Origin of the sequence: Paraglaciecola sp. L3A3 (genome assembly GCF_009796765.1) — a bacterium.
Classification (GTDB): Bacteria; Pseudomonadota; Gammaproteobacteria; order Enterobacterales; family Alteromonadaceae; genus Paraglaciecola.
In genome coordinates this window covers 1,143,016-1,166,970 of the sequence record NZ_CP047023.1, presented here as the reverse complement: position 1 = coordinate 1,166,970, position 23,955 = coordinate 1,143,016, and the positions used below count along the sequence as shown (strand labels likewise).

The window sequence follows — 23,955 nt, the reverse complement described above, 5'->3', positions numbered from 1 at the left end:
CTCAAGGATAAAGTACACAAACAAAGGCAGCGTTCATCGCTGCCTTTTTTACTTTTACGGCAACAAAACCTTTACAGCTTTTGTTTAGAATGTGAGGATTATCGTTAAATAAACTTAATTTTGGAGAAAAAATGAAAAAAATAATGGCGTTTTTATTAGTGAGTTTTGTATTAACAGCTTGTGGTCCTGAAGTTGGCAGCCCAGAATGGTGTGCCGAGATGAAAGAAAAGCCTAAAGGTGATTGGACAGCGAATGAAGGCACTGATTTTGCCAAACACTGTATATTCTAATGATCTGCAACCGTTATTAAGCACTTTATTAGCTAAGTTACCTAATATTGGTAACTTAGCATTTCCAGCAAAATTCGCTACTGGCGATACTCCCGTTATTATTTTCATCCCATGCCCTTCGCCCATCACTATAAAAAAATAAACTGCCGTCTCCAGCTTGGCTCCCTGTAGATAATGGTTTAGCTTCTATCAGATAACTGCTGCCAGTAGCCGTTTTGATTGTCAGATCATAAGCACGACTAGCATAAGGCTCGGCCGAGGGTGAATGAGTATGAAAAATTGCCGGTTTACCTGTATCAGCCGCTGAAACAGCAGCAGCTTTATATGAGTATGAGGCCGCTTTATGTCGTTCCATTGCCGCGCCTAGACTCATTAAATCAGCTTGCGCGGCAGCACGGTGACTACTTTTAATAAATCCTTGATAACTAGGATATCCCACCATAGCCACTATACCAATAATAGCGACTACAACCATGAGCTCAACCAAAGTAAAACCTTGCTTACCTTTGTGGGCAATTTTAAAACAAATCATCATGGCCTCTCCGTTTCAGTTTTCCAGCTGCTTTTTTGCACTCGTTCAAAGTTACTATGAATATTTTCAGCTAAACATTCAAAATCAGAACCACAGGCTTTTTTACTACCATCGTCTTCTAACTGGATCACAGTAGAGGCACATTCTGTACCTAAACAAATGATTGGTTTAATAATATCTTCAATCAAAATTTTAGTATCTGGTGCGATCCCTGTTTGTTTTAACTGGGCATAACGATCTTCATGTTCTTGCATGCCATCTTGATTGAGGTCAGTGACCGAGTTGCCATTGACTAACTCCACTAAATAAGCTCGGCTATTGCCTGTAGGCGGAGCACATGAACTACTACTTGCAGAAGCCGGTAGATAGGTGGTAAACACTATCTGATAGTCAAGGATCAAAGGCGAAGCCAATACTTTTTCGCCACCCGTTTTGAGTTTGATCATCCAACCTTTTTTACTGGCGAATTGTTGTGCCGCTAATTCTTTGGTGCTGGAATTGCTAGAGGTCAATAAATGATCGGTTGCGTCATACAAGTCACTTATAGTTAAAGTGCTAGTTGGCAAGGTAAACAAGCCATCGTCATCAAATTCAAATACTCCTGTGTCTTTGATCATATAAAAATGATCGTCAATAACAGTATTCAGCGGGTGGGCACGAAAGCCCGTGCCTAATGCAACAGCATAATAATGTTCGTCGCCTAAACTCACTTCAGAGACATCAGGGCCATAATAAAAGCGTCTATTATCTGCTTCAGTGGTGCCACCAAAATTGGCCATTAACCCACCGGTAACCAAATCGCTACCAGATTCACCATTATGAATATCTAACCTAAATAGTTGTCCTCCCGTATCTACCACATACATATGATCCGCATAACCGTCATTGTCTCGGTCAATCACAGAGGTTCTTGCTGGAATACTATACTGCATAGAGGCTAAGTTCAGATCTGCACCGGTTTTGCTAGCTGACCAAATTAATGCACCCGTATCAGCATCTACAATAAACACTGAATTGCCTATTGTATCGGCACTGCGTAATAACTTACTGTCTTGATCTTCATCATAACCCCCACCAAAAATCAGTACATTTTTGTTAGTCGAGCCCACTCTAATTTTGGTGACAGTGGGTTTAGACCAAGTTTGGCCTAGATTAGTAAAGTCTCCCACCCCACCTTTAATTTCAAACAATAATTGTGGTGAAGATTTATTTGTAATATCAAAGGCATAGTAGTTTCTACCACCTCGACGCATACCTAAATATAAATATTTATTGCTACCGACTGTGCGTAAAACCATATCCCCGTCGAGTCCATAAATATGTGAATAAGTAGAAGAGTCTTTGTATAAGCTATATAAATTAGCCAATAACTCTTTAGGTATAATAGAAAAATTCTCTTCCCCTGTTACAGGATCAAAAGAGTGTAAATAACCATGATTTGTAGCCACAAAAACCGCGCTATCGGTGGCTGAATAATTCACAATTACTGGTTGAGAATGAATAGGATCGCCCATAGATTGCCGTGCATCACTGGCACTGCCATCGCCATCATCATCACGTACATCAACGCCTCTGGCCCACTTCAGTACAGTTTCTCGTGTGCTGGCAGGGTCAGCTACTACATTTAAAGCCAAATCATCTTCTGTTAAATTAGTATTCGATTCGTGCAACAGGTTACTCGATTGAATGATGATGCCCTTGCCATCAAATGTATAGGTTTCTCTCGGCAAGCCCATTTGCCCTGCGGTTCCGCCATTTCGCACATCGTTACCATCAGCTAACACAGACCAATAACTATGAGAACTATCGTTAAAGAACCCTGTTACGCTATCAACTGCATTTAAGCCATTTTTATCGAGAATATTTGAACCATCTAATCGATATCTTTTCACATTACCAGGCCAAATTGTGCCTTCGGTCGGTTTGAACAAAGCAAAGTACAATTCGTCATTGTGGGTCAAACGGTTAAGTTGATTTACAGCTACACCGGGAGAGACAAAAGTGGCGTTAACATCTTTTACTGTTTTCAAAATAGACTGGAAAACGCCAACGAGATCATCAGTATTTTCTGCTGTATAAAAATCACCATTTCCGTTAATAGCTAGGTCATTGAGAAATGCATTAGCAGTAGAATCTGCGGCAAAACCTATAGTATGAGTAAACACTCGGGTACCAATTTTAGAATCATCAACGTCACCTATATTTCTGGTTAAATTTAATCCACATTTTTCACCGCCTGAGCCTAAGCAAGATATACCCAATAAAGATTCTATTTCTGTAACACTATGATTATTATTTGCCACCCCGTCCGATAACAAAACAATGTGGTTATTAGTTTGACAGACTTTGTCAGTCACCGGACTGATATATTTAGCACCCGTTGGAATATATTCATTCACACAGTCTGAATCGCTTAAGTTATCGGTACTACAGCCACTTGGTAAAACAGAATCACTACCAATATAAGACAAACGATGACTGACTCGAGTATTTCTTCTGACAGTTGATGACACCGAAGATTGGCCTCTTTGTTTACCATAATAAACGTCCATACCAGCAAAATAACTAGCCGCTTCGTACAAGGTGTCAACAATTGGTGTCATACCACTCGCCGCTAACGAATCAACTTGACTGACTAAATGCTCTCGAACAGTTGAAGTTTGACCTGGGGTAGCTTGCCCTTCAAATTCAATCACTAATTTAACGGCTCCTGACGGTTTACCATTATAAGAATATGCCCCTCTTACTCCCACAAAATCAGAAAAAACAAATACCATTTCATTACCTGAATTCCAACCCGAGCGGCCCACAATCGCTTCGACTATAGAGGTGACTGGTGGACTTTGATAATTGTAATTTTTTATCCATCTTGGGATACTCGACCAAGCTACTGAGCTGGTTTTAGGTTTGTTTCTTAACAAATATCGCGAATATGACTTAAAACTACTTGGATCATCCTGATTGACTCCAGATATATTAAAAGAGGCATAATCTGAACTGCTGGTTTGGTAAGCGGTAAATTCTAAATAGGCATTTGAAATAGTTGCACCTTGGGGCAAAGCAACATTTCTAAATCGTACAGCAGCATATGCGTTAGAACTTGATTTAAAAGTTAATTCACTACCTGTAGATTCATAACCGTCTGAGCGTTCCTCAGCATTATTATCTCCTGAACTAACCTGATAATTTAGACTTCCTTTGACACAGCCAGTTGCGGTTGTCTCGTCATACACCACAACTAACTGCGGACTTAAACCATTGCCTTGTTCATAAGCAGAAGATTGTCGACCACTACTCGAGGTTAAACCTTGGCCTTCAATAATTAAATTTAAAGCATTACCACCACACCAACCTGATAGATCAATAATCTCTTGAATGACCGCGCTTAAATCTGGCGAGGCTATAGTTTCTTGGGAAACCGGCCAATCATTATCTGCATCCCATAACACTGAATTACTTGTTTTGGTCCGAGCCGAAATATTATTGGCACTAGAGGTAAAAGTGGTTGAGTTGCTGGCCAGTTCACCACTAAAAGTGATGTTAGTGGCGCTGCTATTGTAACTGGTAGAATTAAATCTTATGTAGGCTCTGGTAATTGTCGCCCCTTGAGGAATATTAAGATCTTGAAAGCGTAATCCAGTGGTCACTAGATTAACTCCTTCTGATATTTTCAAAACTGAATTATCGGTATACACGCTTGAAGCAATTTCATACGCATCATCGGTGCCTAACGAAGTTGACTTGATTATTTCTGGAGATACCGAATCGTCTATAGGGCGAACAGGGTATAAAACAGGCCCCCCATAATCTGAAAAACGCATTAATCCGGCATTAATATTTGTCACCGAATTTAAGGTTTGTTTAAGAGCATTTTGTACTCTGAGCATACGGGATTGGTTTCCGCCATCCTTGCCGGTCATACTTCCCGAGGTATCCATAATAAATAATACGTTAGGGTCATATGTCACCGCACTTGTGGCAGTGCCAAAGTAGATTTCTAGATCATCCGCTTTAACCAAACTGCTTACAGACAAGAAAATAGCCAGTAACACACTCAATTTTATATGCTTAAGGAGTATCATATTATTCTCCGATTATTGACTTGCTGGCGCAAAAACAGATGCGTTCTGACTATTAGCAACCACATATTTACTGTCTTCAACTTGGCCACAACCTTTGACAATAAATACGTGACAACTGATATTACTACCACCTATAACGTTACTTGAACCTACACAAGCTTGCTCTCGGACAAAGGCTGTACGTGACCAACTTTTCACATTGGGGCTATCAATATAATTGCCTGCAGCCAAATGTTGGCTATTTTTTGTTAAGCCATTTTTAGTCAGGCTTCTGTTAGTCCAGTTGGCATCTTCAAAACAACTTAGCTCCTGCACAGTCAAATCAATTTGGTTACCGGCTCTGGCATCTGACAAGGGATCGTTCAAGTTATCATTACTTAATAAAGTTTTATCCTCTGACTCAAACATCACAGCACCAATTGCTGACTCTGCGGCATCAAACGCCAAAGAACGCTTCTCCATTGAGACCGCCATTTTATTTTGCATCAAACTACTAGACACTGAAGAGACTCCTAGAATGGTTAAACTCATCAAAATCAATAATGCGAAAACCATGACCATACCTGAATTTTTTTGCTTACTGTTATTCATCATATATTTCTACTTCGTACGGTATTCTTGCTATTACGTAATGTGATTGTGGTTTCAAATTGTTTATATAAATGCTTATCTGTCGGGGTGATAGCTTCTGCATCTAGCAATTTAAAAGATGATGAAGTCCCTAACATCATATTTGAGTCAGCTTTAATTAATAAAGCAATACGAATGGCAACCACTTGGGAGCCGGCGGTTTTTGCAGCACTAATTTGATCTGCCGCAACATATTGCACAGGACGAGCCGTATTATCAGTTGTAGCAGTGGGTTCTGTGATCCCATATAACACTTGAAAACTGTATACATCATCAAGCAGGGTGTAGGCTTTATTAGCATCATTGCCTACCGCGATTTTTTGTCCTCGTAACACCCGACCATCAAAACCTTTACATTTTAGAGACGTGCCATCGATGAAGTATTCATTGACCACGACAAACTCTTCATCAGCGTCATAACCAAAAGTATTGCCTCTACAATCTTCACTACCTTGAAAGGCCACCACTAAAGTATCGCTAGTGCCAGTTGCCCCTTCAAGCGAACCTTTGGCTAAATCATTGCTAAAATCTCCAGGCAAAGCAACGGGGGTATTGTCGACAAAAGCGGCTTCAACCACTAGATCGACATCATCATTTAAATCTGGAGATAACATGTCGTAACGCCCTACCATCAATAATTCAGACCGTAAGCGTGAAATGATAAAGCGGCCATTTTCTTGCGCCGAAGCGAGTGCTCTATTTAATCCCTCGGTTGCATTATTGCTGATCATTATTTGAATAACAGACGCTGATATGAGCAAACCTAGAGTCAGGGAGATCATTAATTCAATCAGGGTAAATCCTGTTTGTGACTTTTTCATAGCGTTAAGTCGACAGAGATACAATCATGGGGCGTTGCCAACCCGACATTACAGACTGGGTTAAGAGTTCTATCAATATTTTGCCATTTCTGTACTGGCCAAGTTAAAGTCACCACATGTTTTGAACCTACACTGCAAGCATGTACGTCGGCCAAATCATTATCATTACAAGTTAACGATATTTTAATTTCGGGATTAGCAGCCACTGCCGAACAAGACGTTTCGTAGGCATCAAACTCAGCTATTTCAGCCGCAGTACACACATTATCATTACAATTGGGGATAGTAGCCGGCAAACTTAAACAATAACAGGTATGCGGCAATCCCCCACCAGTACAAGTCATCCCGCTGAAATTGTATAAACTAGGATCAAAATAATCATTGTGGACCACTAAACCATCACCTATAGGGGTAAAGGCAGCGTTAGCCCGTAACCTCTCGGTCAATTGCTGAGCCACTAAAACTGATTGAGAACGACTTAACGCTTCAGAGTTAGTAAATGAGCCAACAAACTGTAAATAAGCTACACCTAACAGCCCTACCGATAAAATGAACAAAGTCACTAGCACTTCAATCATGCCAACTCCCATTTGTTTATTTATCATTTTATTAAAGGCCTGACTTTTCACGTGTACAACTCACTCATTAGTTTTTTAGTTGGTAGCGATGAACAAAATAGAACAGATCTAATTTCGCATATTTGTATACTAGCGAAAAAAGTCAAAAATTAGTTATCGAGCCTAGGCTATAGGTATAAATTATGAATAATTAAAAATTCAAATTTAAGGAAGGGAATTTACACTACTCTCTCTGTGCATGACCTGAAAACTATTACTTTGTTGTATAGGAGCAATATTAGTAGATAACGCAAGTTTTTGTGGCTGACCTTCAATATCGGTCCAAAGTATATTGACCGATACCATTTTTATATCCGCATACAGAGGCAACACAGAAGGCATTAAGCTATCACCGACTTTCACCCAAATATCAGCCACCCCATCAAAATCACTATCGATATAATATAAGTCTGCTACAGTCCAATATAATTCAAAAGAATGTACATCAGCTTTCTCTAGAGATAATTGAACACTAGTGACTCCAGCGGGAATATTGCCACCTAAATTACTTTTGATATTGTTATAAACCCGCTTGCCAGCAACGGGGAGTAATTGCTGAAAATAGACAAGGTCTTGTATTTTATCATCGGCCAGTTGAGTAGCAATATTGCGTAAGTTAAGGTTTCTATCGGCAACCACATATTCGGTTTGCAAAGTGACATAACCTGTCACTCCTAACATAATAATTAATGAAGCCACCAGCACTTCAACTAAAGAAAAGCCTTGGTTATTTGCCTGCATGACTTAAAAGTCCCGCCAACTGCCAGGCATCCTAGCCAGGCCTTGTAATTCACTTTGTTCGGTTAATTTAACTAATAGGCTTTTTTCATACACCACTCTCACCATGCTATTTATATCTCCCAGTTGATGATTAGCTAACACAGAACCTCTTATTACTGAGTCAATACCCATATTGATAGAATAATTAACGGCAGCGTTAGGGGATTTGAAAGACAATAAGATGCCAAACATGCTGACATGTTTGTCAAATACCACATTTCCATCTTCGACAATTAATATAAGTGGGGTTAATACTGAACCTATTTGCCCGCCTAAACCTACATGGCAATCACCTACTACCCAGATCAACCCTAGACTTTGGCTGGTTAACTCATCACAATTGGCATAGACGGTATTAGCCTGTGTTTTAAATTCTGCTATTGCGTCTATTGGCAGATTGAACAAATAACCGAATAGATTAGCGGGAAAACTGCTACTGTTTTCTATCACATCAGCGCCTTTAGTGACTGAGTTAGATATAAACTTAGTGGCGCATTCTCCATTGTTATAATCTATTAATTTACAGCTTGAGCTAGAAGCACTTGGTAATGATACCGCTGAGTCTGACCATATAGATAAAGGCAAATTTGATCCTTTTCCATCGCTATTGGTGACTAATTCAAACTGCCCTAATGAACCCAACCCCTCTTGGACTATCAAAGGAGCAATAGGTAGGTTTTGTAATATAGGATAAACCATCACAGTTTCAGTGACGTTTGCCTGAGCGAGACCATCAGCCGATGTGCCAGTTGAGTTGATAGTGATAAGTCGCCTTTTACCATAAATTGTATCGACAATCTTACTAGTACTGCTTATTGAATAACGACTATCATCGAGTAGGGTCTCATTGATGTTGTTGGGCGCGATCCCAGTATTGACATTCAATATTGCCAGTTGTTTTTGCAATCCTGCCTCGGCAGCAATCACTGCCACTTTATGATTTTGATTATTCACTATTATTTGATGTTCAAAAGATTGGCTACGCCCTGTGTACAAGGTTGTCAAAGTGGCAATCAACAATAGTAAAGTTGCTGTCATTAACACTACTGCACCTCGCTGTGTTAAATAACGTAATGAATGATTTTGGTCAGAATAACTAGTCATAATTTTTAATCACAAACTGACTACTAAGGTGTTTAGAATATTCAGGGTACTTAACTAATTGTGCCTGCAGTACCACTTGAATACGTAATTGTGCAACTTCCTCTTGCTGCAGTTTTTCGCTAGTAAATTCTAATTTTGTGATCTTTACCACCTTGCTATCAGTCAAGTCTTGCCAATAACTCTCAGTGCATTGATAACCATCCACTCGTATCTCAATGGCCTTATCTTTTAAGCGAAATCCAAATTGTTCGTTGATCACTTTATTATCTAACAAACCATTTTGATCTCTGTCATAAGCAAAGGTAATACAACTATTTTTGTCCTCTTTAGGAAACTCAGAAATAACTAAACTATTGGCGAATGGGTTAATAAATATTGTTGGATCAACCACTAAATCTTCAGTTAAACCTAAGTACCCAAGGCGTTTAATGTCTTGGCTGATCACCGCCATTACTGCATTCACTTCTTCTTCTAAACGTGACTTGGCCATTAAACTATTATTTAATCCTACACCATGGCCTACCAACGAAGACATGGCGGTTAATGAAGCAAATCCTAAAGCCATTGAAATCATTAATTCAATTAAACTGGCTCCGGTAATCCACCTATTACTTAACATTTTTTATAGCCCCCAACATCTTCGCTAAGTCCACAAATTCGAACTCGTCCCATATTGCTCAAAATCAATTTAAGACGACGTTTACCGTCAGAGAAAATAACCGACCCCGCATGCCCAATAGATAAACCTCGCACACCATCAAATACAGCAATGCTATCTTTTCCAAACTTAATCTCATTGATAGAAATTAAAGAGTAGTCAACGGAACTCAGTGTTTGCTCGACACCGTTCACTGTGCAATTAGCCAATACTTTACAATCACATTTGCCAATATCACTGTTGCCAATGCACCAATTGCTGCCATCTTGAAAGGTTGATGTAATGTCTGCTTGCTGTGCAATAGCAGCAGAGCGGGCTTTTTGTAAGGCAAAATAAACGTTTTCGGCCACGCTTTTTAATTGGATATTGCGTTGAATAGAATCAAACGCAGGAGAGCCTAAAGTAATTAGCAAGATGATGATAGAAATGCTGATTAACAATTCTAAAAGAGTGAGACCATGGAACTTGAGCATAATTAGCGTCCTTTCTTAGCGTATTATCAAATCACGCCTATAATTAAATCCCTTAAATAAAATATAGTGTAATTTTTGTAAAAAGCACAAAGGAAGTGTGTATGAACAGCCAAGTTAACTTATTAGTTAAAGTGAAATTACTAAACAAAAAATTGGGAATGACATTAGTAGAACTACTATTTGTCATTGTTATAGTCAGTTTATTAGCAGTACTTGTGCTGCCTTCGTTTCAAAATCAAATATTACATTCTCGAAGGGGTGATGCTGTCACTCAACTGCTAAGATTAAAACTGCAGCAAGAAGTCTACAGAACAAAAAATCCTAGTTATGCCTCAACCAGTAAACTGATTTTACCCAAAAACGATTATTATACCTTTGCAGTCAGCGATGAATCAGCCACCACATATACATTAACAGCCAAAGCAAAGGGCAACCAACTTAATGACAAAACATGCAAATCCATGAGTATTAATCAATCAATGCAAAAACAACCCCTAGCTTGTTTTAAATAAAGAAGAGACAAGTATCATGAGACTCGAGCCACGAGATCCGAGCAACAAGAAAAAGCTAACAGCAAAGTGTAATGGTCTAATTATTCACCACAGAGTTAAAAAAAGCTTCGCTACACAGAGAAAAAATCAGTAACTCAACAATGAATAATAATTCCGCAATCGGACCAAAAACCGCAAAGTCATTCCAGCATGTTGTGAGCAGAAAACACCGGAATGACGAAGTGAGTAGTTTTTATCTTTTACTAGAACTTTATTAAGACACCCATAATTTTATTAGGAACTTTATTAAGACACCCATAATTTTATTAGGACACCCATCACAAAAATTCGCAAAAAGTCGTTTTTGTTCTAAGCTTTAAGGTATTCAAATAACCAAGGATGGTGAGTTATGCCTCAGTCACGTAAATCTCAAATTTCTCTTGTAGATACGCCTTATTACCATTGTGTTTCCCGTTGTGTTCGTCATTCATATTTGTGTGGTGAAGATAAATTTACTGGCCAAAGTTATGAACACAGGCGAGGCTGGGTAGAGCAACGATTACTCTATTTAGCTTCAGTCTTTGCCATTGATATTTGTGCTTATGCGGTGATGAGCAATCATACGCATATTGTTTTGTGTGTTGATAAAGAAGAGGCAGATAACTGGTCATTGAAAGAAGTACTTTATCGTTGGCATCAATTACATAAGGGTACCTTGCTTAGCCAACGATTTATGCGTGACGAGGCACTCAGTCAAAGTGAGCTATTTACCTTACATGAGACAGTTAATATCTATCGTCAACGTTTGTACGATATCAGTTGGTTTATGAGAAACCTGAATGAATACATAGCCCGTGAGGCGAATAAAGAAGATGACTGTACAGGTCGATTCTGGGAAGGGCGGTTCAAATCTCAAGCATTGTTAGATGAGTCAGCCCTTTTAGCCTGCATGGCCTATGTGGATTTAAATCCAATTCGAGCCAAGATTGAAACCACGCCAGAAACCTCAAAACACACTAGTATTCAGCAACGTATTCAGTATTACATCAAAGGTGAACAACCAAAGAAACTGATGGGTTTTGTGGGCAATCATAGACAAGATATGCCTAAAGGCATTCCCTTCAACATAATAGATTACTGTGAATTAGTAGATTGTACAGGTCGATGTATTCGAGATGATAAAGCAGGGCATATCGAACACCATCACAGCGCTATTCTTCAGCGTCTAGGCCTTAATTCTGACCAATGGTTGACCCTAACCACAGAGTTCGAAAAACACTTTCATACTGCGGTGGGCGGTGAGCATATGATGCAACAATTTAAACAGCATACACATCATCAACGAATACGGGGCATGGCAAAGGCCAAAAATTTATTACAACAAGTCTAGCAACTTAATCATCAGACTTTATAAAAAACGACCAATACCGATTGGTAATACTTGTTGCCTGTAATTTATTTAAATCAGCTGTTTAGAGATAAAAGTTACTGCTCACTGTAAATTCATCACAAATTTTCACTCATAAACTCATAAATTTAAATATTTGTATGATTTTGTAATCGTTGATTTATTTGTTTACTGGAAATATATGATGGCTGTCTTAATGAAATCCTGAGTGTCTAAGTTAAATCCTGAGTGTCTAAGTTAAATCACTCTTGGCGTAAAAGCACACCGGAGTGACGAAGTGAGTAGTTTTTATCTTTTACTAGCATCTATTTACTATCACCTATCTGCTGCTTTCGCCACTGCTTTGATCTTTTTCTCTCAACTAGCTACTATTCTCTATCTACCGCTTTGCCTAAAAAACTTCTTTTATGCGTAGTTCTTTAGGCACTGCAAATTCAATATTTTCTTCTCGACCAGGTCTTTCGATAGCGACAGATGCACCGATTTGTTTCAAACGATCAACCACACCTTGCACTAAAACTTCTGGTGCAGATGCCCCAGCCGTCACGCCTATGTTTTTAGCGTCAGTTAACCACTCTTGTTGAATACAATTAGCATCGGCAATTAAATAAGCTTTGCAGCCTAATTTATCGGCCAATTCACGTAATCGGTTGGAGTTAGAGCTATTCTGCGCGCCAACCACTAACAATAAGTCACAATCACTGGATAACTCTCGTACTGAATCTTGACGATTTTGTGTGGCATAACAAATATCATCTTTGCGAGGCCCTTCTATCGCAGAAAATTTTTCTCGCAAAGCATCGATTACATCTGCGGTATCATCCACTGACAGTGTAGTTTGGCTACAATAATATAATTGAGAATCATCTTTAACCGTTAATTTAGCTACATCCTCGACAGACTCAACCAAATAAATGCCACCTTCAGGATTATCGTATTGCCCCATAGTACCTTCTACTTCAGGGTGACCATTATGTCCTATTAAAATACACTCGATGCCTTTTTTACTAGCACGCATCACTTCCATATGTACTTTAGTAACAAGAGGACAAGTAGCATCAAATACTTTTAAGCCACGAGAGTCAGCTTCTTGTCTAACTTGCTGAGAAACACCGTGAGCGGAAAAAATGACTATGCTGTCGTCTGGCACTTCAGATAATTCATCAACAAATACAGCACCACGCTCTTTGAGGCCATCTACCACAAATTTGTTATGTACCACTTCATGACGAACAAAAATTGGTGCGGGGAAAATCTCTAATGCACGCTCAACAATAGTGATAGCGCGATCAACTCCAGCACAAAACCCTCGTGGATTAGCAAGATGAATTTGCATGTGTATTCCTCAAATAAAGCTAATTGACCGACAAGATTTCAACATTGAAGGTGATAACTTGTCCAGCTAAAGGATGATTAAAATCGACAGTTACTGAATCTCCCGTCACCTCACGTACTATGCCAGGCATTTCAGAACCGTCTGGCTGCGAAAAAGCTAAGATCATGCCAACTTCTGCCGGTGCTTCAGCGTTAAATTTACTGCGTTCTAGGTGATGAAAATTATCTGGGTTAGGCATACCAAAAGCGTCTTCAGGTTGCAAAGTAAAAGATTTTTTATCACCTACTTTTAAACCCAATAAACAAGCTTCAAAACTGTCTGTCAGATTACCATCACCTATAACTAATTTAGCAGGTTTGTCATTGACTCGGGTACTTTCAGCGGCAGAGCCATCAGCCAGTTTTAAATCAAAATGTAGTACCACTTCGCTATTGTCAGCGATAGGTGTAGCTAATGAGTCAGTCATCTTTTTGCTCTTTATTTTTAAACATATCAATAATTAATAGACCAGCGCCTAATGTAATCGCTGCGTCTGCAATGTTAAATGCAGGCCAATACCAAGTTTTATAATAAACCACTAAAAAATCGATCACATAACCATGTATTAAACGGTCATAAGCATTGCCTAAGGCTCCACCTATAATCAAACTAAATGCCACTGGCAAAATAACTTGTTGTTTAGTAGTTTGTTTTGACCACCATAAAATTAATGCTGTGACCATAAAAGCCATAATAGTGAAAAACCAACGTTGCCAGCCACCAGCATCATGTAAGAAGCTAAAAGCGGCACCGTAATTATACACATGGGTTAGATTAAAAAAGGGCAAAACCTGAATCGCTTGGTACAGTTCAAGTTCGTTTACAATTCTATTTTTTGTGTATTGGTCAAGGCCAAAGACCAAACAAGCTAGCCATAAAAAACGCCAGCCTGTTTGGGTAAACAGATTAAGCATAAGCGCGCTTTTCACCTTCGCCATCTACGTTATCTACACAACGTACACAAAGTTCAGGGTGTTTATCATTGGCGCCTACATCTTCTCTGTGATGCCAACAACGGCTGCATTTTTCAGCAGTAGAAACAGCAACTTCAACCCATAATCCTTCGACTTCTGTAGCACTCACTCCTTCCGGAGCTGTGGCCACTTCAATCACTTCTGCTTTAGAGGTGATTAAAACAAAGCGTAATTCGTCTTCAAGTTTAGCTAACAAGTTAGCCAAGGTAGGCGTCACATAAAGTTTCACCTCTGCTTGTAACGAACCTTTAATTTTTCCCTCTTTACGGGTGGCTTCAATACAACGGTTTACTTGATCTTTAACCGCTAATATTTGTAACCAAAACTCATTGTCAAATTCAGGAGATAATTGCACAGCATCTAAACCTTGATACCACTGTCCAGTGAACACAAACTCATCATTTTGCCAAGGCATTTCTTGCCATAACTCCTGGGCAGTAAAGCTGGTGATAGGCGCCATCCAGCGTACTAATGATTCAATGATGTGATAAAGCGCACTTTGACATGAACGACGAGCATGGCTGTCGCCTTTGGCTGTGTATTGACGGTCTTTAATGATGTCTAAGTAAAAACTGCCCAATTCGATAGAACAGAATTGCATGAGTTTTTGTGTGACCACTAACATGTCATATTTTTCGTAAGCGGCAATAATTTCTTGTTGAATAGTATGCGCACGACCTACAGCCCACTTATCTAACTCAACCATATCGTCGATTGCGACTAAATCTTTACTAGGCTCAAAGCCAGTTAAATTGGCCAATAAGAAACGAGCAGTATTACGAATACGTCTATAAGCATCAGCTGAACGATTCAAGATTTCATCTGATACGGCTATTTCACTACGATAATCAGTAGAGGCGACCCATAAACGTAAAATATCTGCGCCAAGTTTTCCAGTCACTTGCTGAGGAGCGATAGTATTGCCTAAAGACTTAGACATTTTTTTGCCTTCACCATCAACCGTAAAACCATGGGTTAATACTTGTTTGTAAGGTGCATGGCCTTTAGTAGCAACTGATGTCATCAATGACGACATAAACCAACCTCTATGTTGATCAGAACCTTCTAGGTATAAATCAGCAGAAGCGGGGATATCATCGCGTTTGTCCACAACAAAATAATGAGTCACACCTGAGTCAAACCATACGTCTAAGGTATCGGGTACCTTAACAAAGGTCTCTGCATCGGCACCTAACATTGCTTCAGTATCTATGTCCCACCAAGCTTGAATACCTTTTTGTTCAACCAACAAAGCCACTTCTTCAAGTAATTCATCGGTTCTAGGATGAAGATCACCAGTGTCTTTATGCACAAACAATGCGATAGGTACACCCCAGGTTCTTTGACGAGATATACACCAATCAGGTCTGCTAGATACCATAGTTTCTATGCGGCTTTCACCCCATTCTGGGATCCACTGAGTTTTATGAATTTCTTTAATCGAATCTTCACGTAAGCCATTTTTATCCATGCTAATAAACCACTGAGGCGTCGCACGGAAAATAATCGGGCTCTTATGACGCCAGCAATGTGGATAACTATGGTTATAAACATGATGATGTAACAAAGCACCGTGTTCTTTTAGTACTTCAACAACATGGTCATTGGCTTTAAATACATGTTCACCGGCAAATAACTCTGTGCCTTCTAAATACACGCCATTGGCACCAACAGGATTGGCTACTTCTAAGCCGTATTTTTTACCTACATTAAAATCGTCAACACCGTGTCCTGGTGCTGTATGTACACAACCTGTGCCTGATTCAGTTGTCACATGGTCACCTAAGATCACAGGGACTTCGAAATCATAAAAAGGATGATTTAAGGTAAGGTTTTCTAAGGCAGCACCATGGCAATGACCTAATACTGTGTACTCTTCAAAACCAAAACGGTGCATACAATCTTTAACCAGATCAGACGCTACCACTAAACATTGACTACCTGAATCATTAGAAACTTGCACTAAACTATATTCAATTTCAGGATGCACACAAACCGCGCGGTTAGCAGGCATAGTCCAAGGTGTGGTGGTCCAAATAACTAAAGACACATCGCCTTTAGCTTCGCTAGTAGCAAAACAAGCAGTCAGAGCATTGGTATCAACCGCTTTAAAAGCCACATCGATTGACGGTGAATTTTTATCTTGATATTCCACTTCTGCTTCAGCTAATGCTGAACCACAATCGGTACACCAATGTACTGGTTTAAAGCCTTTTTCAAGATGACCAGAACGAACCACATGGCCCAGCTCACGAATAATGTTAGCTTCTGAAGAAAAATCCATTGTTTTGTATGGCTTATCCCACTCACCTAACACGCCTAAACGAATAAAGTCGGCTTTTTGGCCGGCTATTTGTTTTTCAGCATATTCACGACATTTTTGTCTAAATTCAGCAGCTGTGACTTTTTTTCCCGGCTTACCGACTTTTTTCTCAACCATCAATTCGATTGGCAAGCCATGACAATCCCAACCAGGAACATAAGGCGCATCAAAGCCAGATAAGGTTTTTGATTTGACTATTATGTCTTTTAAGATTTTATTCACTGCATGACCAATGTGAATATCACCATTTGCGTAAGGAGGGCCATCATGCAAAATAAAAGGTGTATTGCCTTTTTTAGCGTCACGAATTTGCTGATATAGCTTTTTCTCGGTCCACTGTTGTAACATTTTAGGCTCACGCTGAGCTAAGTTTCCGCGCATAGGAAACTCTGTCTCAGGCAAATTTAAGGTGTGTTTATAATCACTCATTGTTGGTTAAATCCAAGTTGGTCAATGGTTACAGTCAAAATCTTAAGTCACAGCGAGAATTTGTTTCGCTTCTGCCGCATCTTTTAATATTTGTTTATGAAGTAATTCAAACGAATCAAACTTCATTTCTTCTCTAATTTTTTGTTTCAAGGCAACTGAAATAAATTGCCCATATATATTTTCGTTGAAATTAAAAAGGTGTACCTCTAATTGTGAACGTTGACCATTAACTGTTGGTCTATGTCCTATATTGGCAACACCTGGATAGAATTCACTACCCACTTGTACTTCTACTGCAAATACGCCATTTACAGGTGCCTTACAGCGTTTTAATAAAACATTAGCGGTGGGAAAACCTATGGTTCGACCTTTTTTATCACCATGCAACACTTTGCCCGCTATGGTAAAAGGCCGACCTAACATATGTTCCGCTAACACAAAATCATTGTTGGTCAAGGCATCACGTATTGCAGTTGAACTAATACGACAGTCTGCTAATCGAAAACTTTGAGTACTGGCTACAGAGAACCCCCCCTTTTGCCCAGCATCTTGTAACATGGAGAAATCCCCCACCCTACCTTGGCCAAAGTGAAAATCATCACCTACGACCAAAAACTGAGTACCCAATTTATCTACTAATAAATCTGCAATAAATTTATTGGCACTATAGTTAGAAAAAGTGCGATCAAATTTAATACACAATAAACGATCAACACCTAATTTTTTCAACTGGCGATATTTATCTCGCAATAAACTTAAACGCGCAGGTGCCAGCTCCGGAGTAAATAACTCCTCTGGCTGAGGCTCAAACACCATGACAGTAGACGGCAGTTGCAAGGCTCTGGCTTTGGCAACAACCTGGCGAAGTACAGCTTGATGCCCTAGATGTACACCATCAAACTTACCTATTGTTAATACACAGCCTCGATGTTTTTCTCGTAAGTTATGTATACCGCGGATCAGTTCCAACAAAATTCTCTAAATTAAGGTCAATAAAACACTTTAAAACGAATACGAAATCTATTCACATCGTTTTCGTAAAATTCAATCAAAGGCGCGGATTATAGCGAACTCCAGCATGATTGAAAGTAGAATAGGGTACTAAGCCTGAAAAGATGACTTTCTAACCCCTAACAGCAGTAAAACACCAGTAAATACACCAGCACCAATCACAATTAATTGGGCTAATTCAAAAACCTTCAACATAAAAGCCATTTCAAGCCAGACACTCACTACTGGATTAAAATAATGAATAGCTGCAGCCATCAATAAACTTGCAATCACAATTTTACCTATCATCCAAGCTGTTTGGGCTGATGCTTGGTAAATATTGCGTTTACGCAAAGTAAAATACAGTAGCATTGCATTCATAGAGGCAGATAAAGATGTGGCCATAGCTAACCCAACATAATCAAAAGGCCAGATTAAGATTAAATTAAACACCATATTGGCAGCCATGCACCAAATACCAAATTTAACTGGGGTTTTAGTGTCTTGTCTTGAAAAGAAACCTGGCGCTAACACTTTGACTAACATAAAACTTAACAAGCCAAAGGCATAAGCTTGCAAGCTTAGTGAGGCAAATCTTGCATCCTCAGGAGTAAATGCACCCCGTTGAAAAATAGTTAACAACATAGGTTCAGCTAACATAAATAAACCTGTGGCAGCGGGGATCCCCAAAATACAGACCATTTTCACAGCCCAGTCTATATTCCGATTAAACGCCACATCATCTTTAGCCACATGGTTGCGAGACAGTGTGGGTAAAATTACTGTCGCTATAGCGATACCAAATAAGCCCAATGGAAACTCTAATAAACGATCCGAATAATACAGGTAGGAAACAGCGCCTGTGCCTAAAGCAGTGGCTATCATAGTATCAAGCAATAAATTTAACTGACCCACTGACACCCCAAACATGGCTGGGATCATCAAGGTGCGTACTTTGACAATATCCGGATCAGACCAACCCCACTTGGGTTTAACTAACAAGCCGGCTTTCATTAAAAATGGCAGTAAGAAGAGTAATTGGCACAAACCACCAATAAACACCCCCCAAGCTAATGCAAATGCGGGCTCTTCAAATTGTGGAGCAAGTAAAATGGCACAACTGATAATGGACACATTCAGTACAACTGGCGTAAAAGCAGCCATGGCAAATTTATTTAAGGTATTTAAAATTGCTCCCGCAAGACCAGCTAACGAAATGAATAATAAATAAGGAAAGGTAATTTTAAGCATCAAGGAAGCAAGTTCAAATTTACCCCCTTGCGGGCCATCATTTACATAATCAATAAACCAACTCATACCAAAAAGCGCTGCTAAAATGGGAGAACCTATTACTCCAATAATAGTGACTATAGTGACAACAAAACCCAAAGTACCTGAAACTTTGGCAATAAACCTTTTTAGGTGTTCTTGATCGCCCTCACCTTTCACATCGGTCAAAACAGGAATAAAGGCTTGAGCAAAAGCGCCTTCAGCAAACAGTCGTCTTAAAAAATTAGGAACTTTATTGGCAACAAGGAATACATCAGCACTAGCACTTGCTCCCATTAAGTTAGCGATAACAGCGTCCCGAATCAATCCCAAAATACGCGATATAAAAGTCACTAGACTAACAATCATGCCTGATTTAAATAACTTACGAGACACCCACAGCTTCCATTTAAATAAAAAAGAGTATTATGCGTGAAGCATAAACGAATACCAATCTAATTCCCTGAATTTACGCCATGATTGATTTTAAGTTTTAAAAGCCAATCAAGCTCAGTTTAGTAAAAAGGATAAAATTACAATATGATTTTAAAATAGTCTTATTTGAGTGTAAAACATACGATAATTCCCTGTAAAAAAAGCTTAATCAATCTATATTGTTATATAATTCAGACCTCAAAGAACTTTTGTTTATAAAACCCACAAAATAGATTGACATAAAGGCGTAGATCGGGATAATTCGCCCCCTTGAATTTTGACTAGAATTTTTTGGGAGTTCCAACTTGGCTAACATCAAGTCTGCTAAGAAACGTGCATTACAATCGGAAAAGCGTCGCCAACATAACGCTAGCCGTCGTTCAATGACACGTACATCTTTGAAAAAAGTACTTTCTGCAATTGCCTCTGGTAATAAAGAAGATGCTCAAGCTGCATTTACTGCAGCAACACCTATTTTAGACCGTATGGCTACTAAAGGTTTGATACACAAAAATAAAGCTGCTCGTCATAAAAGCCGCTTAGCTGCACAGATTAAAGCTTTAGCTTAATTTGTACTGATTAAAAAAAAGCGCCCTAGGCGCTTTTTTTATATCTGAATTTTACTTAACCAAGCAAATCTTCCGCTATTTTTTCTACCCAAGCTACAATTTCCACTTCTGGTTCAAGGGTTTCACAAGCATCAACTTCTAGAAGTTCAGCCACCGGCTTACCTTGTAATTCAGTGAACAAGTCAAAAATTTGCACACCTGCCCCACAAAAACTATCTCCATAACTGCTATCACCTAAAGCAGCAACGGCAAAAGGTTTATTATCCATTGATTCAGCAGCATCTCGTAAATCTTGGATAAAAAACTCTAAATTAGGTGGAACATCACCTTGGCCTGTGGTTGAACTGATCACCAACACACTAGATGCCTGCTTAAAATCATCAATGCTTGGGTCTGAGAATAGCTCTGAATCAATGTTCTTGGTCGCTAACATACTACTTACATCTTCAGCCACATGCTGAGCATTGCCGTAAACTGTGCCGACAAAAATACTAATTTTACTCATGTTATTTATAACCCGTTTATTGAAAGGTACTTAAAGTTGATTTATCTGTTGTAATTGATGGAGGCTAAGTTGCCATTTTTCTAGTATGGTCACTAAGTTTTTATCAAATTCACAAGTCAATTTGATTATCTTTCCCGAAACGGGATGATGCATTTGCATAGACTTACAGGTTAGTGCCAATTGATTTAAGCCAAACTGTTGGCGGACAAAAGCATTGTGTTTGCCATCACCATGAGTGGTATCGCCAACAATTGGATGATTTATATGGCCCATGTGCCGACGTAATTGATGTTTACGTCCCGTTTTGGGCATTAACTTCACTAAAGAATATCGAGCAGTTGCATAACGGCCTACGGCAAAAGGTAACTCAAATGTAGCTAAACGAGTGTAATAGCTAAAAGCGTCTTGGGCAGGTTTATCCTGTTTTGCTAATTTATCAGCAATCTTGTCCAATTTTTCCTTTAATGCATAATTAATCTCACCCTTTTCAGGTGTATGGCCTCGGACAATCGCCAAATAGGTTTTATCAATGGTCTGCGTGGCAAACTGCTCGTTTAAGCTTCTGGCAACCTCGACAGATAAGGCAAAGACTAATACCCCAGATGTGGGCCGATCTAATCTATGTACCGGAAACACATGCTGACCGATTTGATCACGCACCATCTGCATAGCAAACTCAGTTTCATGCTTGTCAAGCATACTTCTATGAACTAACAAACCTGCAGGTTTATTAATGGCTACCATATATTCATCTTGATAAATAATAGATAAATCAGTCATTAAAAATCCTATCTATTTGTTCTATGGTGTTAAGCAAAGCTTGGCGACTTTTCAGATTAGAAAAGTGCATTTCAGCAATAGGGTATAAACTCATGTTGTTAGGCAGAGCCGCATTTTTTTCTATGAGATCGTACATTTTAGGGATAAAAATAAACTGTAACCAGTTTTCTAAAGACATAGTGTCATAAGCAAACGGCATTATACTGGTAAACGCTTCTGCCGCCGGTTCTGTTTCTGACCATAAATGCGAATTTTTCAAACTGTGCTCTAATTTTATAAGTAGTGTTTCGACTTCTTTATGACTACGTGGCATGATCGCTCACCATAAGTTTTGAGGAAAGACCTCATCCATTTAAATTATTTTCATTATTAAGAATAACATGAGTCAAATAGATACAATCAGCGAATTTTTATTACATGCAGGTACCGATTATCGAATTTTCGATATGGGCAGAGCAATTAGACCTGTTACTTCACAAACATTTTTAGAAATTGAAAATGGTTTAATACCAGCCCCTTACCCAAGACAACAACACGCTTGGTACGGGATCTTATTTTTTAATAAACAAGCGAGCAGCGAACAATATATTTGGTTTGTAAAATTGCCTATAGACGAAAAAGGATTAATCATTCCTGCTGGCAGACAACAGTTTTTACAGATAGTGGTAGAGGCTTTAGGCCAACAGTTAGATAATAAAAACAATCCTAACAATCAATTACCTGAAAACCCATTTACCTTTGTGCCAAATCAAAACCAATTAGCAGACTTTAATAGTATTTGTCGTCTATCCATTGATCTTGCAACTTCTGAACATATTGAAAAAGTCATAGATTATTTAAACGCCCCGCAAAAAAATGATTGGCAAACTATACCTGTGCAAGGTATCGCTGATTTTTGCGCGACAATATCAACAGTCGCCTCTTCCGAGTTATTTATCAAGAAATTCAATGATGTAGCGCCTGAAATGCAATATGCCCTGTGTGCTTCTTTAGAAAATCATCAATTAAACTCGACCTTATGTGAACATCTAATAACTTGGTGCCAGCAGCAAGATAATAATCAAAATCGTTTAGCGGCGACTTTAAGGGCTCTTTGCCAAGGACAAGAGCAACAAAAGATCCAAGAGTTTTTAATATCGGTGTTAATGTCACCACAAGGTATTACACTAGACATATTAATGTTAATAGCAGCAAGGCATTGGACTCACTTAAACAACGAAAACCTGCTCAAACAATATATTCAACTACTTGCAGAAATGGGTCCTGAAACTTTTATAGGATTATATTCTGATTTAGTACAAATACCTGAAATTAGAGAAACTATGCTGAGCATACTAAGATGGCCTGAAAAAAGCCCTCAACTTACCCAAGCAATAGGCTTATTATTTGGACAACAATCAGCATGAATTTATACGATCTAGTACTTCTAATTATTATTTTACTGGTAGTCGCCAGCTTTTGGAGACTAAGAGCTATTTCTGAATCAGTAAAAGACTATTTAGAAAACTACTGTGAAACGAGACAATTACAACTTATTAGCGTTGCTCGAGATAAAACACGGATAGGCAGTTATCGTGGCAAACTCGATTTTCAAAGTGTATTTGTATTTGAGTTTTCTGGAAATGGCGAAGAATGTTATCAAGGTAAAGTTTCTATGGCAGGGTTAACAGTATTAGATACTGATACTCCGGCGTACCGAGTTCAATAATAGGGCGTTCTAGCTTGCAGCTACTAAGGTATTACATCAGCCCAGATATGAAAAAGGCGTGACTTAAAATTTTTTAAGACACGCCCTTTGAAGAATTTTGAGGGTCCTTCTCTGCTCTCCGTTGCAAATCCATCTTAAGCATATCCGAGCTATGCTATTCCCTCCAGTCTCATTCATCCCGATGAGCCACTCATCCTGAGTGAGTCCTTTATCCATTTATCTTGTCTCCAAACAAGGCACCTTCCAGGTGTGTCCTAACTCCTTTACTTGCTAATCCTTAACAAGCTACACATCACTGTGTGTCCATTCCATTCTTTGTCATCCTGACAAAGGCTCTTCCTAAGCTCCTTTTATCCTTACCCTACTCGTAATCCTCACGAGGTATTTCCCTTATAGTATCCAGTCCTTTTAAGTTCACGTCCTATGAACTTTCCCTTCAACCCTGAAGTCATCCTGAGTCGTCCTTGTGTCATCCTGACTCGTCGTGTTTCCTTGTGACGGATATAAAGATAGATGATCTAAAAGATTATGCGAGGAGAAAATTTGAATAAAATGGAAATATATACACAGAAAAAATATGGTGAATATTATTGGCTTTAAATACAGCAACTTAAAAAAGAAGTAAGTAAAAGTATACTTATAATTGAGGTTTTTACTTACAGGTTTGTACGAAATATCTTACACGCAATAGGGAGTAATCTTACACGGATTT

24 protein-coding genes are annotated in these 23,955 nt (G+C 39.0%); 6 read left to right on the top strand and 18 right to left on the bottom strand.

The annotated features are described in order from the left end of the window. Window positions 1–131 precede the first annotated feature (131 nt). Window positions 132–290 (top strand): DUF3012 domain-containing protein, encoded by a 159-nt coding sequence (locus tag GQR87_RS04845; protein WP_158967104.1) that lies wholly within the window; start codon window positions 132–134, stop codon window positions 288–290. A 55-nt stretch (window positions 291–345) separates the two neighbouring features. On the opposite strand, the gene GQR87_RS04840 is transcribed toward GQR87_RS04845, so the two are convergent. The 9 genes from GQR87_RS04840 to GQR87_RS04800 all read right to left on the bottom strand — a co-directional run bounded on the left by GQR87_RS04840 (window position 346) and on the right by GQR87_RS04800 (window position 9,987). Next, complete coding sequence (locus GQR87_RS04840) at window positions 346–825, bottom strand: type IV pilin protein (protein WP_158967102.1); 480 nt, start codon at window positions 823–825, stop codon at window positions 346–348. After that, window positions 822–4,904 (bottom strand): PilC/PilY family type IV pilus protein, encoded by a 4,083-nt coding sequence (locus GQR87_RS04835; RefSeq protein WP_158967100.1) that lies wholly within the window; start codon window positions 4,902–4,904, stop codon window positions 822–824. Before GQR87_RS04835 ends, GQR87_RS04840 begins: the two co-directional genes overlap by 4 nt. A 12-nt stretch (window positions 4,905–4,916) precedes the next feature. Beyond that, window positions 4,917–5,498 carry a PilX N-terminal domain-containing pilus assembly protein gene (locus tag GQR87_RS04830; RefSeq protein WP_158967098.1) on the bottom strand — a complete coding sequence of 194 codons (582 nt, stop codon included), beginning with the start codon at window positions 5,496–5,498 and terminating at the stop codon, window positions 4,917–4,919. Continuing rightward, window positions 5,495–6,355, bottom strand: a complete 861-nt coding sequence (locus tag GQR87_RS04825) for a PilW family protein (RefSeq protein WP_158967096.1) — start codon at window positions 6,353–6,355, stop codon at window positions 5,495–5,497. The genes GQR87_RS04830 and GQR87_RS04825 overlap by 4 nt, the downstream gene beginning before the upstream one ends. Beyond that, the gene (locus GQR87_RS04820) at window positions 6,352–6,960 is read right to left on the bottom strand and encodes a pilus assembly protein PilV (RefSeq protein WP_158967094.1); all 609 of its coding nucleotides are present in this window, start codon (window positions 6,958–6,960) and stop codon (window positions 6,352–6,354) included. Before GQR87_RS04820 ends, GQR87_RS04825 begins: the two co-directional genes overlap by 4 nt. Before the next feature lie 177 nt (window positions 6,961–7,137). After that, window positions 7,138–7,713, bottom strand: a complete 576-nt coding sequence (locus tag GQR87_RS04815) for a prepilin-type N-terminal cleavage/methylation domain-containing protein (protein ID WP_158967092.1) — start codon at window positions 7,711–7,713, stop codon at window positions 7,138–7,140. 3 nt (window positions 7,714–7,716) lie between these two features. After that, window positions 7,717–8,856: a hypothetical protein gene (locus tag GQR87_RS04810; protein ID WP_158967090.1), complete on the bottom strand. Its 1,140-nt coding sequence runs from the start codon at window positions 8,854–8,856 to the stop codon at window positions 7,717–7,719. Further along, window positions 8,849–9,475, bottom strand: coding sequence for a prepilin peptidase dependent protein B (locus tag GQR87_RS04805; RefSeq protein WP_158967088.1), 627 nt, complete (start codon window positions 9,473–9,475; stop codon window positions 8,849–8,851). The genes GQR87_RS04810 and GQR87_RS04805 overlap by 8 nt, the downstream gene beginning before the upstream one ends. Beyond that, window positions 9,469–9,987: a GspH/FimT family pseudopilin gene (locus GQR87_RS04800; RefSeq protein WP_158967086.1), complete on the bottom strand. Its 519-nt coding sequence runs from the start codon at window positions 9,985–9,987 to the stop codon at window positions 9,469–9,471. The genes GQR87_RS04805 and GQR87_RS04800 overlap by 7 nt, the downstream gene beginning before the upstream one ends. 101 nt (window positions 9,988–10,088) lie before the next feature. On the opposite strand from GQR87_RS04800, the gene GQR87_RS04795 reads away from it, so the two are divergent. After that, window positions 10,089–10,499 carry a type IV pilin protein gene (locus GQR87_RS04795; protein WP_158967084.1) on the top strand — a complete coding sequence of 137 codons (411 nt, stop codon included), beginning with the start codon at window positions 10,089–10,091 and terminating at the stop codon, window positions 10,497–10,499. Between the two features lie 388 nt (window positions 10,500–10,887). Continuing rightward, entirely contained in the window at window positions 10,888–11,868 is a 981-nt protein-coding gene (locus tag GQR87_RS04790) for a transposase (protein WP_158967082.1), read from the top strand. Between the two features lie 409 nt (window positions 11,869–12,277). Here the strand turns inward: GQR87_RS04790 and ispH are convergent, their stop codons facing one another. The 6 genes from ispH to murJ all read right to left on the bottom strand — a co-directional run bounded on the left by ispH (window position 12,278) and on the right by murJ (window position 19,642). Then, on the bottom strand, window positions 12,278–13,222 hold the full coding sequence (gene ispH / locus GQR87_RS04785; protein ID WP_158967080.1) for a 4-hydroxy-3-methylbut-2-enyl diphosphate reductase: 945 nt from the start codon (window positions 13,220–13,222) through the stop codon (window positions 12,278–12,280). Between the two features lie 19 nt (window positions 13,223–13,241). After that, window positions 13,242–13,688 carry an FKBP-type peptidyl-prolyl cis-trans isomerase gene (gene fkpB / locus GQR87_RS04780; RefSeq protein ID WP_158967078.1) on the bottom strand — a complete coding sequence of 149 codons (447 nt, stop codon included), beginning with the start codon at window positions 13,686–13,688 and terminating at the stop codon, window positions 13,242–13,244. Next, entirely contained in the window at window positions 13,681–14,175 is a 495-nt protein-coding gene (gene lspA / locus GQR87_RS04775) for a signal peptidase II (protein WP_158967076.1), read from the bottom strand. Before lspA ends, fkpB begins: the two co-directional genes overlap by 8 nt. After that, a complete protein-coding gene (gene ileS, locus GQR87_RS04770; RefSeq protein WP_158967074.1) occupies window positions 14,168–16,987 on the bottom strand; it encodes an isoleucine--tRNA ligase in 2,820 nt (939 codons plus the stop codon). Before ileS ends, lspA begins: the two co-directional genes overlap by 8 nt. Window positions 16,988–17,029: 42 nt before the next feature. After that, on the bottom strand, window positions 17,030–17,956 hold the full coding sequence (ribF, locus tag GQR87_RS04765) for a bifunctional riboflavin kinase/FAD synthetase (RefSeq protein ID WP_158967072.1): 927 nt from the start codon (window positions 17,954–17,956) through the stop codon (window positions 17,030–17,032). A 132-nt stretch (window positions 17,957–18,088) separates the two neighbouring features. Next, window positions 18,089–19,642, bottom strand: coding sequence for a murein biosynthesis integral membrane protein MurJ (murJ, locus tag GQR87_RS04760; RefSeq protein ID WP_158967070.1), 1,554 nt, complete (start codon window positions 19,640–19,642; stop codon window positions 18,089–18,091). Between the two features lie 344 nt (window positions 19,643–19,986). Between murJ and rpsT the strand changes: the two genes are divergently transcribed. Then, window positions 19,987–20,250: a 30S ribosomal protein S20 gene (gene rpsT / locus GQR87_RS04755; RefSeq protein WP_158967068.1), complete on the top strand. Its 264-nt coding sequence runs from the start codon at window positions 19,987–19,989 to the stop codon at window positions 20,248–20,250. Window positions 20,251–20,305: 55 nt separating this feature from the next. Here the strand turns inward: rpsT and GQR87_RS04750 are convergent, their stop codons facing one another. From GQR87_RS04750 to GQR87_RS04740, 3 genes are read right to left on the bottom strand one after another with little or no spacing between them, the layout of a single operon-like run. Continuing rightward, entirely contained in the window at window positions 20,306–20,755 is a 450-nt protein-coding gene (locus GQR87_RS04750) for a flavodoxin domain-containing protein (protein ID WP_158967066.1), read from the bottom strand. Window positions 20,756–20,785: 30 nt separating this feature from the next. Further along, a complete protein-coding gene (truC, locus tag GQR87_RS04745; RefSeq protein WP_158967064.1) occupies window positions 20,786–21,535 on the bottom strand; it encodes a tRNA pseudouridine(65) synthase TruC in 750 nt (249 codons plus the stop codon). Then, window positions 21,528–21,848, bottom strand: coding sequence for a YqcC family protein (locus GQR87_RS04740; RefSeq protein WP_158967062.1), 321 nt, complete (start codon window positions 21,846–21,848; stop codon window positions 21,528–21,530). Before GQR87_RS04740 ends, truC begins: the two co-directional genes overlap by 8 nt. A 67-nt stretch (window positions 21,849–21,915) precedes the next feature. On the opposite strand from GQR87_RS04740, the gene GQR87_RS04735 reads away from it, so the two are divergent. After that, on the top strand, window positions 21,916–22,941 hold the full coding sequence (locus GQR87_RS04735; RefSeq protein WP_158967060.1) for a DUF3549 family protein: 1,026 nt from the start codon (window positions 21,916–21,918) through the stop codon (window positions 22,939–22,941). Beyond that, a complete protein-coding gene (locus GQR87_RS04730; protein ID WP_158967058.1) occupies window positions 22,938–23,243 on the top strand; it encodes a DUF3301 domain-containing protein in 306 nt (101 codons plus the stop codon). The genes GQR87_RS04735 and GQR87_RS04730 overlap by 4 nt, the downstream gene beginning before the upstream one ends. Window positions 23,244–23,955 lie beyond the last annotated feature (712 nt).